10 protein-coding genes are annotated in these 13,176 nt (G+C 68.2%); 2 read left to right on the top strand and 8 right to left on the bottom strand.

From position 1 onward, the window contains the following. Positions 1-6: 6 nt before the first annotated feature. From AC07VX_RS00455 to AC07VX_RS00440, 4 genes are read right to left on the bottom strand one after another with little or no spacing between them, the layout of a single operon-like run. Positions 7-180, bottom strand: coding sequence for a DUF8066 domain-containing protein (locus tag AC07VX_RS00455; protein ID WP_493163704.1), 174 nt, complete (start codon positions 178-180; stop codon positions 7-9). A 39-nt stretch (positions 181-219) separates the two neighbouring features. Continuing rightward, positions 220-1,602 carry a glycoside hydrolase family 28 protein gene (locus AC07VX_RS00450; RefSeq protein ID WP_493163705.1) on the bottom strand — a complete coding sequence of 461 codons (1,383 nt, stop codon included), beginning with the start codon at positions 1,600-1,602 and terminating at the stop codon, positions 220-222. Then, complete coding sequence (gene rhaI / locus AC07VX_RS00445; protein ID WP_493163706.1) at positions 1,602-2,900, bottom strand: L-rhamnose catabolism isomerase; 1,299 nt, start codon at positions 2,898-2,900, stop codon at positions 1,602-1,604. Before rhaI ends, AC07VX_RS00450 begins: the two co-directional genes overlap by 1 nt. A gap of 21 nt (positions 2,901-2,921) precedes the next feature. After that, positions 2,922-5,030: a bifunctional rhamnulose-1-phosphate aldolase/short-chain dehydrogenase gene (locus tag AC07VX_RS00440; protein ID WP_493163707.1), complete on the bottom strand. Its 2,109-nt coding sequence runs from the start codon at positions 5,028-5,030 to the stop codon at positions 2,922-2,924. A gap of 468 nt (positions 5,031-5,498) precedes the next feature. Here AC07VX_RS00440 and AC07VX_RS00435 point away from each other — a divergent pair, with 468 nt between their 5' ends. Then, a complete protein-coding gene (locus AC07VX_RS00435; RefSeq protein WP_493163708.1) occupies positions 5,499-6,380 on the top strand; it encodes a DeoR/GlpR family DNA-binding transcription regulator in 882 nt (293 codons plus the stop codon). Next, on the top strand, positions 6,377-7,765 hold the full coding sequence (locus tag AC07VX_RS00430; protein WP_493163709.1) for an FGGY-family carbohydrate kinase: 1,389 nt from the start codon (positions 6,377-6,379) through the stop codon (positions 7,763-7,765). Before AC07VX_RS00435 ends, AC07VX_RS00430 begins: the two co-directional genes overlap by 4 nt. A gap of 69 nt (positions 7,766-7,834) precedes the next feature. Here the strand turns inward: AC07VX_RS00430 and AC07VX_RS00425 are convergent, their stop codons facing one another. From AC07VX_RS00425 to AC07VX_RS00410, 4 genes are all read right to left on the bottom strand, one after another. Further along, entirely contained in the window at positions 7,835-8,497 is a 663-nt protein-coding gene (locus AC07VX_RS00425; RefSeq protein ID WP_493163710.1) for a PEP-CTERM sorting domain-containing protein, read from the bottom strand. Between the two features lie 160 nt (positions 8,498-8,657). Continuing rightward, on the bottom strand, positions 8,658-10,487 hold the full coding sequence (locus AC07VX_RS00420) for a rhamnogalacturonan lyase B N-terminal domain-containing protein (RefSeq protein ID WP_493163711.1): 1,830 nt from the start codon (positions 10,485-10,487) through the stop codon (positions 8,658-8,660). Positions 10,488-10,714: 227 nt separating this feature from the next. After that, entirely contained in the window at positions 10,715-11,953 is a 1,239-nt protein-coding gene (locus tag AC07VX_RS00415) for a serine hydrolase domain-containing protein (RefSeq protein WP_493163712.1), read from the bottom strand. Further along, entirely contained in the window at positions 11,953-13,176 is a 1,224-nt protein-coding gene (locus AC07VX_RS00410; RefSeq protein ID WP_493163713.1) for a rhamnogalacturonan acetylesterase, read from the bottom strand. The genes AC07VX_RS00415 and AC07VX_RS00410 overlap by 1 nt, the downstream gene beginning before the upstream one ends.

Below are 13,176 nucleotides of genomic sequence, written 5' to 3'. Positions count from 1 at the left end.
GCGGGCTCAGCCCGGCGCGCCGGGGTTGCGGTCATTGAGGCGGCGTGCCATCTCTTCCAGTGCGGCCGCGCCGCGTTCGTGCGCACGCACGAAGCGAACGGCGAGCAGGACGAGAAAAATGATGAGAACGATGTAGCCGGTGAAGGCGATGACGCTCATGAAGCTGAATGCGGATCCCATGAAGCACTCCGTGTTGTGGCACTGAGGCCAGATCTGTCGTCAGAGAATGTCCTGCTGCGCCGTGCTCAGGCCCGACACATCGCGCCGGGCCAGACCGGGCTCCACCTGCCAGTGTGCGGCTTCGAGGCCCGCCAGCGCGACGTCGGCGTTCACGGAGATGGGCGCGCCAAGCTGCAGGCGGCAATCGGCGTCGAAGCGCCAGCCGAGCACGTCCATCACATGGCCGCCGCGCTCGGCTTGCACGTCCATGCCGCTGAAGCGGAAGTGGCGCATGGGCGCTTCGGCGTCGGCGTCCACCTCGAAGGCGACCTTCGCGTCCCGCGCTTGCAGACCCTGGATGTGCACGTCGCCCACATGGGTGCGTCCCTGCCCTGGCGGCACGGGCCGGGCCATGGCGAGCCAGTGGGCCGCGGCGTTGGCCAGCTCGGCCTCGGGGATGGCGGCGCGGCTGTAGGCAGGGTTCCAGTTCATCGTCGCGCGCAGGACGACGGGCACGCCGTGCAGCCGCAGCTCGCGGATGTTCACGCCGTCGATGAAGCCGCCGCGCGTGGGCGCGCTCTTGAACAGCAGGCCCACCGGCACCTTCGCATGCACGTCGATGCGCTCGGCGGTGATGCGGCGAAAGCCGCCCGAGGTTTCGCTGCCGAAGGTGAGGCCCGCGGCGCCCTCGCGGACGATGCAGTCGCTGATGGTGATGTCTTCGCAAGGGCGCGCCACGCGCAGGCCGTCGGCGTCGCGGCCGGCCTTCAGGCACAGCGCATCGTCGTTGACGGCGATGTCGGCGTGGCGAATCTGCACGCGGCGGCAGGAGTCGATGTCGATGCCGTCGGTGGACGGCCCGTGCGCGTCGTCGTTGTTGCGGATGACGACGCCGTTCACCGTCACGTCTTCCGAGTAGCAGAGGTGCAGCGTCCAGAAGCCAGAGCGGCGCAGCAGCAGGCCGCCGCCGACATGGATGCGTGACGACTCGAACACCTGGATCAACCGGGGCCGCTGGCAGTCGTAGTCCGCCGCCCAGCGCAGGCCACGCGGCTCGTAGGTGGCGCGCAGGGCCCAGTAGGTGTCCCAGAAGACTTTGCCGTCGCCGTCGATGCAGCCTTCGCCGGTGAGGCCCACGTCGCGCTCGCCGTAGATGTTGACCAGCGCCGCCGGCCAGCGCATCTCGATGCCCGCCACGCGGGTGGGCAGCAACGGGTAGTCGGCCAGGTCACGCGAGCCCAGCAGCGTGGCGCCGCACTCCAGCCGCAGCGTCATGCCGGTTTTCAGGAAGAGGGCGCCTGTCAGGTAGACGCCGGGGCCCAGACGCAACTCCGCGCCCTGCAGGGCTGCCGCATCGATGGCGGCCTGCAGGGCGCGGGTGTTGAGGGTGCACCCGTCGCCGCGTGCACCGTAGGCCTGCGCTTCCACGCAAGCCCGCGTCATCAGACGATGCCGGAGCCACTCGCGCCGGCCTTGGGCGGGCGCTTCACCGCGACCTGCTCGCGATAGCCGGCAGCGCGGTAGGCCGCGACCGGGTCGATCGCGCCGCCCGAGCGCAGGCGGGCCATCGCGAGGATGGGGCTCACGTCGGTGCGGAAGGCCTTCTTCAGCGTCTGCGCTGCCTGCAGCACGTCGTTGCTTTCCTGGAAGCCCACGAGCGCGGTGCGGTCCACCAGCGCGGCCTGCACGAAGGCGCGCTGCACTTCGACGGCGCTGCTCATCAGGCTCTCGATGGGATCGGTCACGTTGTGCGACTGGTCCAGCATGTACGACGGGTTGAACGCCGCGCCGTCACGGGCCTGCGAGTCCGCCAGCTCGTTGAAGATCAGGAAGAGCTGGAAGGGGTCGATAGAACCCGAGTCCAGGTCGTCGTCGCCGTACTTGCTGTCGTTGAAGTGGAAGCCGCCGAGCTTGCCGAACTGCGCCAGGCGCGCCACGATCATCTCGATGTTGGTGTTGGGCGCGTGGTGGCCCAGGTCCACCAGGCACTTGGCCTTGTCGCCCAGCGTCTGCGCCACGGCGAAGCTGGTGCCCCAGTCGGCGATGACGCTGCAGTAGAACGCCGGCTCGAACAGCTTGTGCTCGATGTACATCTGCCAGTCGTCGGGCAGCGCGGCGTAGATGCCGCGGGCGGAGTCGATGTAGCGCTCCAGCGCGCCGCGCAGGTTGCTCTGGCCGGGGAAGTTGGCGCCGTCGCCGACCCACACCGTCAGGCCCTTGGAGCCCAGCGTCTTGCCAAGCTCGATGCAGTCGATGTTGTGCTGGACCGCCAGCTCGCGCGAGGCCTTGTTCGTCGACGTCAGGCTGCCGAACTTGTAGGTGGCAGCCTGACCGGCCTGGTCCTGGAAGGTGTTGGAGTTGACGGCATCAAAGCCCAGGCCCAGCTCGTCGGCCTGCTGGCGTAGGGCCTTGGGGTCGGCCGGCTTGTCCCAGGGGAAGTGCAGCGACACGGCCGGCGTGGCGCGGGTGAGCTGGTGGATGACGGCGCAGTCTTCCAGCTTCTCGGTGACGTCGCGCGGCTCGCCCTTGCCGGGGAAGCGGGCGAAGCGCGTACCGCCGGTACCCACGCCCCAGCTGGGCACGGCGACCGCAAAGGTCTGGGCCTTGGCGGTGAGCGCATCGATGTCCACGCCGCGGCGCGACAGCATGCCGCCCAGCGCGTCGTAGTCGGCCTGCAGCGTGGCGCGCTGGCTGGCGTTGTGTTGCTCGATCTGGCCGGCGTCGATGATGTTCGTCGTCATGGTTGTCTCCTGCGCCGATTGTTAGCGCGTGAACGCGGCGGCGTTGCCGGCATCCACGTTCAGCACGTTGCCGGTGCTCTTGCCCGACTTGTCGCTGGCCATGAAGTACACCGCTTCGGCGATGTCCTCGGGCAGCACGCTGAGCTTGAGCATGCTGCGCTGGCGGTAGAACTCTTCGATGTTGTCGCTGTCGATCTTGTTGGATGCGGCGCGCTCTTCCTTCCACTTGCCGTCCCAGATGCGCGAGCCGCGGATGACGGCGTCGGGGTTGACGACGTTGACGCGCACGCCGATGGCAGCGCCCTCCAGCGCGATGCAGCGTGCCAGGTGGATCTCGGCCGCCTTGGCCGTGCAGTAGGCCGAGGCGCCAGCGGAGGCAACCAGGCCGTTCTTGCTGGCGACGAAGACCATGCTGCCGCCGATCTTCTGTTGCTTCATCAGACGGAAGGCACCGCGGCCGACCAGGAAGTAGCCCGTGACGAGGATGTCCTGGTTGCGCTGCCAGATTTCCAGCGTCGTGTCTTCCAGCGGCGCTGCGGAGGCGATGCCGGCGTTGGACACGAGGATGTCCAGGCCGCCGAAGCGCAGCGCGGTGGCCGACAGCACGGCTTCCACTTCCGACTCGGAGGTGATGTTGCCCTGCACGGTGGCGATGGCGTCTTTGCCGGCCACCTTCACGAGGTTGGCGTGGGCTTCGGCCAGCGCGCCGGCATCGATGTCGGTCAGCATGACGCAGGCACCTTCCTGTAGCAGCTGGCGGGCCACGGCCTGGCCGATGCCACCGGCGCCGCCGGTGACCAGGGCCACGCGGCCGGCCAGGCTCTTGGGCTTGGGCATGCGCTGCAGCTTGGCTTCCTCGAGCAGCCAGTACTCGATGTCGAAGGCCTCCTGCTCGGGCAGGCCGACGTAGGTGTCCACGCCGTTGGCGCCGCGCATCACGTTGATGGCGTTGATGTAGAACTCGCCGGCGATGCGGGCGGTGGCCTTGTCCTTGGCGAAGGACAGCATGCCCACGCCGGGGATCAGATAGATGACGGGGTTGGCATCGCGCACGGCCGGGCTGTTGGCGCGCTTGCAGCGCTCGTAGTAGGCGGTGTAGTCGGCGCGGTAGTCTTCCAGGGCCTGGTCCAGGCCGGCCAGCAGCGCGTCGACGTCGGGCTTGCTCGGATCGAAATCCAGCACCAGCGGGCGGATCTTGGTGCGCAGGAAGTGATCGGGGCAGGAGGTGCCCAGCGCGGCCAGCTTGGGCAAATCGTTGCTGGCGACGAACTCCAGCACCGCGGCGCTGTCGTTGAAGTCGCCCAGCTTGCGCTCTCCGGCGCTGATACGGCCGCGCAGTGCGGGCATCAGCTTGGCGGCCAGCGCGGCGCGCTGCTCGGCGGGCAGGGTGATGGTCTTCACGCCGCCGAACACCGGCTGCTTGACGTTCTCGCCCAGCCACTGCTCAGCTAGGCGGATCATGTCCAGCGTGATCTCGTAGCAGCTCTTGGCGGTGTCGCCCCAGGTGAACAGGCCGTGGCCTTCCAGGATGATGCCCTTGAGCTTGGGCTGCGAGGTGGCCAGGGCTTCGAGCTTCAGGCCCAGGTCGTAGCCGGGGCGCTGCCAGGGCAGCCAGCCCAGTTGGCCACCGAAGATCACTTCGGTCAGGCGGCGGCTGTCGGCGCAGGCCGCGATGGCGATGATGGCGTCCGGATGCATGTGGTCGACATGCGCCTTCGGGATATAGGCGTGCAGGGGGGTATCGATACTCGCCGCGCGCGGGTTCAGGTTGAACGTGCAGTGCGGCAGGTAATCCACCATCTCGTCTTCATGTTCCAGGCCGCGATAACGCTTTTTCAGCGCCTGCAGCTTGTCCATGTAGAGCGTGGAAAAACCATCCAGCTTGATCGAACCCAGGTCGCCGCCCGAGCCCTTGACCCACAGCACCTCGACATCGTCGCCCGTCAGGTGGTCGCGCATCTTGACCTTGGCCGAGGTATTGCCGCCACCGAAATTCGTCACGCGCAAATCCGAACCGAGCAGATTCGAACGGTAAAGCAGCAGTTCGGGCTCGCTCAGCTTGGCTGCCACGGCATCGTCCCATTTGGAAACGATAGGGGTTTGCGCAGGAGTTTGGGAATTTGCAGTCATCAGCTTGCCTGTAATCGGTACGTCATCCATCGCCAGGGCCGCGGCTTGCGGTCTGGGCCCGCCTTTTGTGGCAGGTTCATCGTGTAAACGGGCCGCAGTGTGGGCTCAAACCGGGCGCCATGCGCGGCGCTGCCGCAGTAAATCAAAAGGATGATCGAAAGCGCCGGCCGCCAAGCCTCCGCTCACGAAACGCTCATGGCCGTGAGCGTTTGCTGATTGACCTCGTCATGGGCCTGACGTAATCTGCACTTGGAACAGCGTTTCACCCAGGCTTTGATCGGTTCTCCGAGCATGAGTGGGAAAGTGGCTGTGGTGGCCGGGGCCTACGCTTCACCGGCTGCGATCAAGGACCCGGCCCGAGCCGGGCCGCCAAGCCAAGCGACGCCCGCCCTCCAGAGGCTGGGTGCCATAACGACGAGACAACGGTCGCCTCCGGCATCGAAGGGGCGCCCGACAAAGGTGATCCTCATGATCAATCACAAGCGTCACAAGCGTCTGCTGAAACTGCTGGACGAGCGCGAGCATGCCAGCGTGCAGCAATTGATGGAGTGGCTGTCGGCATCCGCCGCCACCGTGCGCCGGGATATTTCCTGGCTGGCCGCCAAAAACCAGCTGACGCGTACCCGAGGCGGTGCGCAAAGGCTGGAACAAAAGAAAAAGTCCTACACGCTGTCCAGCGAGACTTTTCAGAACAACGCCCAGCAGAATACTGCGGCCAAACGCGCCATCGCCCGTTATGCCACCTCGATGTGCAATAACGGCGAAACCATCATCATCAACGGTGGCACCACCACCTTCATGATGGCGGAATTTCTCGTCGAGAAACAGCTGAAGATTCTCACGAACTCGTTTTTGATGGCCGAGCGCCTGCTCGTCACCAGCGACAACGAAATCATCCTGCCCGGCGGGAAGGTCTACCGCGAGCAGAACGTCATCCTCAGCCCCTTCGAGAACGACGTGGCCCAGCACCATTACGCCGCCAAGATGTTCATGGGCGTCTACGGTCTGAGCATCCTGGGCCTGATGGAAGCCGACCCGCTGCTGATCCAGGCCGAGAAGCGCCTCATCGGCCAGGCCGAGGAACTCGTCGTGCTGGTGGACAGCTCCAAGTTCCAACGAAAGGCCGGTCTGGTGCTGTGCGGGCTGAATCGCGTGTCCACCGTCATCACCGACACCGGCGCCTCCGACAGCGCCGTGCAGCTGCTGGAGCATTACGGCGTGCGCGTCATCACCGTGGAGCCCGAAGCGGTGGACCCTCGGGTGGTGGAGGCTTCGGCCATGAGCTCGCATGACTACGCGGCCGTGCTGGAGTCGGGCGCTTACCACCGTCATGCGGGGTTGAACTCTTGAGCGCTGCGGTCCCGGGCACCGTCGTCCTCGACATCGGCAAGACCAACGCCAAGCTCACGCTGATCGATGCGGCTGGCAAGACGCTGGCCGAGGTGCGCACGCCCAACACCGTGCGCCGCGACGGGCCTTATCCGCACCATGACACCGAGCGGCTGTGGGCCTGGATGCTGGACCAGCTGCGCGAGCTGTCGGCGCTGGCGCATGTCCGCGCCATCGTGCCCGTCACCCATGGCGCGACGGCGGCGCTGGTCGACGACGTCGGACTGGTGCTGCCGGTGCCCGACTACGAGCACGTGCCGGGCGACGCCACCGATGCGGCGCGCTACGACGCGCTGCGGCCGGCCTTCGACGAGAGCGGCTCGCCGCAGCTGCCGGCGGGCCTGAACCTGGGCCGCCAGCTGGACTGGCTGCAAGCGCGCTTTCCCACCGAGTTCGCGCGTGCCAGGCATGTGCTGATGTACCCGCAGTACTGGGCCTGGCGCTTGTGCGGCGTGGCGGCCAGCGAGGTCACCTCGCTGGGCTGCCACACCGACCTGTGGCGGCCGCGCCAGCGCAGCTGGTCGTCGCTCGTCGAGGGCCATGGCTGGCAGCCGCTGTTCCCGCCGCAGCGCGAAGCCTGGGCGCGTCTCGGCACGCTGCGGCCGGAACTGGCGGCCGACACCGGCCTGCCCGCCGACTGCGAGATCGTCTGCGGCATCCACGACAGCAACGCCTCGCTGCTGCGCCATCTGCTGACGCTGCAACAGAGCGGCCCCTGCACCGTGCTGTCCACCGGCACCTGGGTCATTGCCGCGGCGCTGGGATCGGCCACGCGCCCGCTGGTGGAGGCCCAGGACATGCTGGCCAATTGCAATGTCTTCGGTGACGCCGTGCCCTGCATCCGCTTCATGGGCGGGCGCGAGTTCGGCTCTCTGGCCGGCGCGCAGCCGGTGGCGTTCACGCCCGCGGATGTCGAGCGCCTGATTGCGCAGCGGACGATGGCCCTGCCTTGCTTCGCCGAGACCGGTGGGCCGTTCGCAGGCCAGGCCGGCCGCATCACGGGGCCGGTGCCAGCCACGCCGGCCGAGCAGGCCGCGCTGGCCACGATCTACGTCGCGCTGATGGCCGACCACTGCCTGGACGCCCTCGGTGCCCGCGGCCGCGTCGTCGTGGAAGGCGCGTTCACGGCCAATCCGTGGTTCGGCCCGCTGCTGTCGGGGCTGGCCGAGGGGCGCGACGTGAGCGTGTCCGACGACAGCAGCGGCACGACCTGCGGCGCCTGGCTGCTGGCCGCCTGGGGCGACAGCGCCCCCGCGGCCACTGCGGCGGCACCGGTGGCCATGCTCAACCCGCCGGGCTGGCGGGCCTACCGCGACGCCTGGCGGACCCGCGCCGGCGCGCACTGAGAATCCCCTGGCAAAAAGGGCCGGCCCCGCAAGAGGCCGGCCCTCTCGTCCTGGGGCTGCGCTGCCGGATCAGCGGCGACGCCGGCGGACGCCGGCCACGCCCAGCCCGGCCAGCGAAGCCAGTGCGAGCGAGCCCGGCTCCGGTACCGTGAACGCGCGCACGCTGTCGATGGCCGGGGCGCTGTAGCCACTGGTGTCGGTCGCGCTGTCGAAGGCGTAGACCCGCACCTCGTCGAAGCCGGTCGCATCGCTCAGCCCCAGCACGCCGCCGATGCCGGCTGCACCCAGCGACACGCGACCGCTGCCGGTCAGCACGCCGTCAAGCCAGGTCTGCCACATCAGGTAGATGTTGGCGTAGCCCGAGTCGACGGCGAACTCGATGCCGTTGAGGTCGCGCGCCGTGCTGCGGATGGACAGATAGGCGTTCATGCCCGCGGTCGCGAAGTAGTTGCCCGCAAAGGCCTGGCTGAAGGTCTCGCCGGCGCCCAGGTCTACGCAGCCGCCGCCGGCGTAGCCGCAGCCGCCGTTGTCGTTGGCTAGGCCCGTGTGGCTGAATAGCAGGCCGCCTTCCGACCAGGGGCTGGCGAGGCTGGTGTTGGCCTCGAAGTCGGCGGCGTAGGTGAGATGCTGAGCACTCGGGGTGGCGCTGCCGACGCCCGTGGTCTGCACGACACCGGCCATGGCTGGTGCGGCGAACAGGGTGGCGAGAAGGGAAAGCAGTCGGGTCTTCATGATGGTGGTGAACTCAGTTGTATTTCGGGCCGAGCGCCGGGCCGCCCCAAGCCGGCCCGCGACGGCGATGTGCATGCGGCTTGACGCCGCATGCATCGCCATCTCCTCGGGGGATCGGCCAGGCGAGCCCGCGTCCAGCGGGCTGGCTGGACGAGGGGCTTCAAGGAATGGCGACGAGGTCGATGGCGTCGAAGGAGATGCTGGGGCTGAGGAACTTGGCACCGGCGGTGCCGCTCACCGTGTTGATGGTCAGCACATTGGTGCCGACGACGAGCTGGCTGGCCGGGATGTCGAAGGCGTAGATGCGGTTCACGCCTCGGTAGGTGCCCACGGTCATGTTGCGCGACACCTTGGGCGGCGCGGCGGGGATGGCCGACGTCCAGCTGTTGACCGTGACCTGCGGGCGGGCGCCGGCGAAGTCGGCCGAGAGGCCCACGCGCAGCCGCAGCGGCGCCGCGTTCTGGCCGCGCCTGAGCGTGAAGCGCACCTGCAGGCCGTTGTTGACGTCCTTCCACTGGTAGGCCGGCCAGCCGGTGGCGGGCACGGACGTGCCGATCACGTAGGGGCCGACATTCCACGAGGCCATGCGCACATCGCCCGGGTGCATGAAGGTCAGCTTGTCGCCGTTGATGAACTCCTGCGGCGTGCCGTCCCACTGGCCGATGCGCCAGATCGCCGGCGTGGCGGCCGGGTCGGCGGTGATGGCGATGGGATTGAGCGCGTAGCTCGCGTTGGCCGTCACGGTGACCTGGGCCGTCTGCACCTCCAGCTCACCCTTGTAGATGGTCATCGTGTAGGTGCCGGGCAGCATGCCCTCGGCCGTGAAGTGGCCGTCCACGGGATCGGCGTCGACCCAGTACTGGGCCCTGCTGTTGGCAAAGCCGGCGGTGTAGGGCACGCCCGCGACGCGGCCGGTCAGGCCGGCCACGCTGACCGAGCCGCGGCCCACCGGCGGCACATAGCCCACCAGGTTCATCGTGCCGTACCAGCTGGTGTCCGGCCTCACCGTTGGCAGCGCGCCGTCGGTGAACATCAGGATGTAGGTGTTCAGGATGCCGAGACGAAAGGGCTCGGTCTGGGCCTCGCCGTAATTGACCATGTAGGTCAGCTCGTTGGTCGTGTCGGTGATCTGCTGCAGCAGGCTGCGGTAGAACGGGCCGCCCGAGTCGCCCTCATGGTTGTCGCGCCAGAACCAGAGGCCGACACCGGGGCCAGTGCCGCCGAGGATCTGCCAGTCCTTCAGGCGGCGGTTGGAGTAGTGCTTGGAGCGAGACTGGCCGTAGCGCGGGTCGGTGCTGGCGTAGCCGAAGATGTCGGCCGATTCGATGGCGCCGTTGGTGCCGCGCAGGTCTTCGGCCCAGAAGTCCTGGCCGCCGTAGCTGACCAGGCCGCCGGCCGTCGAGGCCGGGCCGCCATTGGGCAGCCTGGCGATGGGCACGCGGGCGATGAAGCGCACCAGGCCGTGCACGTCGGGCTCCTCGGTGAAGTGGGTGCCCATGTGGACGTGGGGCTGTCCCTTCTTGACGAGGTAGTAGTGCGTCAGCACGCCGCCCTTGGTGCTGGTGCTGGTCAGCGTGATCTTGATGAAGTCGCTGCCGGTGACGACGCCGCCGTTGCTGCTGGCGGCCGGCGTGGCCACCCCGTTGGCGTCGACGAGTTCGGCCTTCACGGCCACCGCGCTGACGTTGGTGTAGAGCCAGTCCGCGCCGGAGTTCAGCTGCGTGCCCTTGGTCTGGTCGGCGTATTCCACGCCCTTGTAGACGAGGCTGGAGATGTCGCCCGAGGAGGTGGTGCTGGCGCCGTTGTCATAGGCGCGCACCTTGAACACGAGGCCGGCATCGGTATCGACGACGTACTGGGGCTTGGCCGCGTTGCCGCCGTCCCAGACCGTGGTGATGCTGAAGGCCGCCATCGCGGTGGGGGCCGCCGCGGCCAACAGGGCCGCAGCCAGCCAGCGCGCCCAGGGCGGGCGCGAGCAAGTCGTGTTCATGAAGTCTCCTGGTTTGTGTCGTTGTTCACGGTCTTGGCGGTTAGCCGTCGACCGGGAGCGGACTCTAGGCAGGGGTCTTCATCGCGTGTACTCAACCGCATGAGCGTTTGGGCAGACGCTCACGGACGTGATCGATCGCGTGCGCGCGCGATGTCGAATCGGAATCGTGGGAGCGCTCAACCACGCATTGCTGTGATGGCAACGGTGCCCGGGGGCGCGTCAGCGCCTCAGCGCATCAGTGCCTGATAGGTCAGGTTGCGTACGCGCAGATGCAGCGTCGAGTTGCCGGCGGGCCGCAGCTGGGTCATGAAGAGGATGACCAGGCGCTCCTTGGGGTCCACCGTGTACTGCGGGAAATAGGCACTGCCCCAGCCGAAAGCGCCTTCGCTGCCCAGTTCCCTGAAGCCGCCGCGCTTCACGTTGACCCAGAAGCCCAGGCCGAAGCCATCGGCGTCGCCGCCGGACTTCGTGCCAAGATGGTCGGCCGTCATCAGTGCCACGGTGTGAGGCGCTAGCAGGCGCACGCCGTCGAGCTCGCCCTTGTTGAGCAGCATCTGCAGGAAGCGCGTGTAGTCGCCGGCTGTGGACAGCATGCCGGCGCCGCCGGACAGCAGCTTGCGCGGGCCGTCGACGAAGTCGCTCCTGGCCGGTGTCTCCATCAGCTGGAGCTGGCCGCCTTCCAGGCCGTAGACATTGGCCAGGCGCGCGAGCTTTTCCGGCGGCAGGAAGAAGCTGGTGTCCGGCATGCGCAGCGGGTCGGTGATGCGTTCCTTGATGAAGCGGTCCAGCGACTGGCCGGACACCACTTCGACCAGGCGGCCGAGCACATCAGTGGCATAGCCGTAGATGAAAGCCTCGCCGGGCTGGCCCTGCAGCGGCAGGGCGGCCATGCGATCGGTCCAGGCGGCCAGCGTCTCGTCGTTGCCGACGAGATACCAGTCCCTCATGCCGGCGGCGTCGTAGGCTGCCTTGGCCGGGCCCGGCCCATAGCTCATGCCGGCGGTGTGGGTCAGCAGGTCATGGATGGTCAGCGGGCGGCGCGGCTTCTCGGTGCCGCCACCGGGCAGGGCGACCTGCACGTTGGCGAAGGCCGGCAGATAGCGCGCCACCGGGTCCTTGAGCAGGAAGCGGCCTTCCTCGTACAGCATCATGGCCGCGACGGTCGTCAGCGCCTTGCTCATGGAGGCGATGCGGAAGATGGTGTCCTTCTGCATCGGCTTCGCGTTCTCGACGTCCTGCTGGCCATAGGCCTTGAAGACGACGGGCTTGCCGTCGCGCAGCACCACCATGACGCCGCCGGCGAGCTGCTTGCTTCCGATCTGCTCTTCGATCGCGGCGTCCAGACGCTGCAGGCGCTCGGGCGAGAAGCCGGCGACCAGGGCCGGCTGGGGCGGTGCGGCGACGGCGGTGGGGGCGTGAGTCAGCGCGGCGCAGGCCAGCGCCAGGATCGCAAGGGTGGTTCGCATCAGTCGCCGAGAGGTCGTTGGTTCGTGAAGCCCGGGCTGGCTGCGACGCGGAACTGCTCCGGTGCCTGCGGCTTGCCTGGTTCAATGGCGCCGAGATCATCACGTAGCTCGCTCGCCACGGGCACCCGGGCTTGCCTCAGGCCCAGAGCGACCAAGCGCGCCAACTGAGCGGCGCCATAGTTGTTGTGATGGGTGTTGTCCAGCTTGCCGTTGTTCAGCGGGTGGGCGGCCTGGGAGCGCTCGGGGCCCAGCGCGGCATAGAACTTCTGGCTCATCGCGTTGAGGTCGATGAAGGCCAGCTTCATGTCCCGGGCGACGGTGCGGGCGGCGTCGGCGTACTCCAGCAGGCTGGGCCTCAAGCGGCCGTCGGCGTCGAAGTTGCGGCGCTCCATCGACGACACGACCACCGGCACGCCGCCGCGCGCCAGGATGCGCTCGGCGTGGGTGCGCAGCTCTGCCTTGTAGGTCTCGGCATTGCCGCTGCCGTCCTTCTGCTGTTTCTGGTCGTTGTGGCCGAACTGCAGCAGCACCGTGTCGCCGGGCTGCAGCACGGACAGGATCTTGTCGAGGCGCCGGCGCGCCAGCGAGTCGCGGTAGGTCTCGCCCGACTCGGCATGGTTGGCCACAGCCACGGTCGGCTTGAACAGGCTGGTGAGCATCTGGCCCCAGCTGGCATAGGGCTCGCCGCTCTGGTCGGCGACAGTCGAGTCGCCGAGCAGGAAGACGGTGGGCACCCTGACCGGTTCGATGACGAGACGGCGCAGCGCCGGGCGGGAGCCGTTGATCTCCAGCGTCAGGCGGCGGTCCCAGGCCCAGGCTTCGCTGGCGATCTCGCGCTCCTTGAGCTTGACGCGGCCAGCCTCGACGCCCGGCGTGGCGGCGATGTCGGCCGTGCGCACGTTGACGATGAAGCTGCGCGTCTCGGTGCTGCCGGCGGGCAGCCTGACGCTGTCCAGCATCAACCGGCGCAGCTCGGCCTTGATCGTCGTGTCGCTCGCGTCGGCGCCGCCCAGCGTCGCGGTGACGCGGTAGTTGCCTTCGGGCAGGTCGACGGAGAAGAAGCTGGGCTGGCTCGCGGCGTTAGCCGGCGCACCGGGCTCGAAGCCATGGCCGCGCTCGCGGCTGTAGACGGGCACGGCGCCGGTCAGGTCGAAGCTCGGGGCCGGGTCGACGGCCCAGGCCGGTGCTGCCATCAGGCTGGCGATGAGGAAGAGGCGCTTCAT

Source organism: Roseateles sp. GW821-FHT03B02 (assembly GCF_059421025.1).
This window is presented reverse-complemented; position numbering and strand designations above follow the sequence as displayed.

Coding starts and splice junctions, on each gene's coding strand:
- AC07VX_RS00450 (WP_493163705.1), bottom strand. CDS start 1,602: ATGACGCGGGCTTGCGTGGAAGCGCAGGCCTACGGTGCACGCGGCGAC.
- AC07VX_RS00455 (WP_493163704.1), bottom strand. CDS start 180: ATGGGATCCGCATTCAGCTTCATGAGCGTCATCGCCTTCACCGGCTAC.
- AC07VX_RS00410 (WP_493163713.1), bottom strand. CDS start 13,176: ATGAAGCGCCTCTTCCTCATCGCCAGCCTGATGGCAGCACCGGCCTGG.
- AC07VX_RS00425 (WP_493163710.1), bottom strand. CDS start 8,497: ATGAAGACCCGACTGCTTTCCCTTCTCGCCACCCTGTTCGCCGCACCA.
- AC07VX_RS00440 (WP_493163707.1), bottom strand. CDS start 5,030: ATGACTGCAAATTCCCAAACTCCTGCGCAAACCCCTATCGTTTCCAAA.
- AC07VX_RS00435 (WP_493163708.1), top strand. CDS start 5,499: ATGATCAATCACAAGCGTCACAAGCGTCTGCTGAAACTGCTGGACGAG.
- rhaI (WP_493163706.1), bottom strand. CDS start 2,900: ATGACGACGAACATCATCGACGCCGGCCAGATCGAGCAACACAACGCC.
- AC07VX_RS00420 (WP_493163711.1), bottom strand. CDS start 10,487: ATGAACACGACTTGCTCGCGCCCGCCCTGGGCGCGCTGGCTGGCTGCG.
- AC07VX_RS00415 (WP_493163712.1), bottom strand. CDS start 11,953: ATGCGAACCACCCTTGCGATCCTGGCGCTGGCCTGCGCCGCGCTGACT.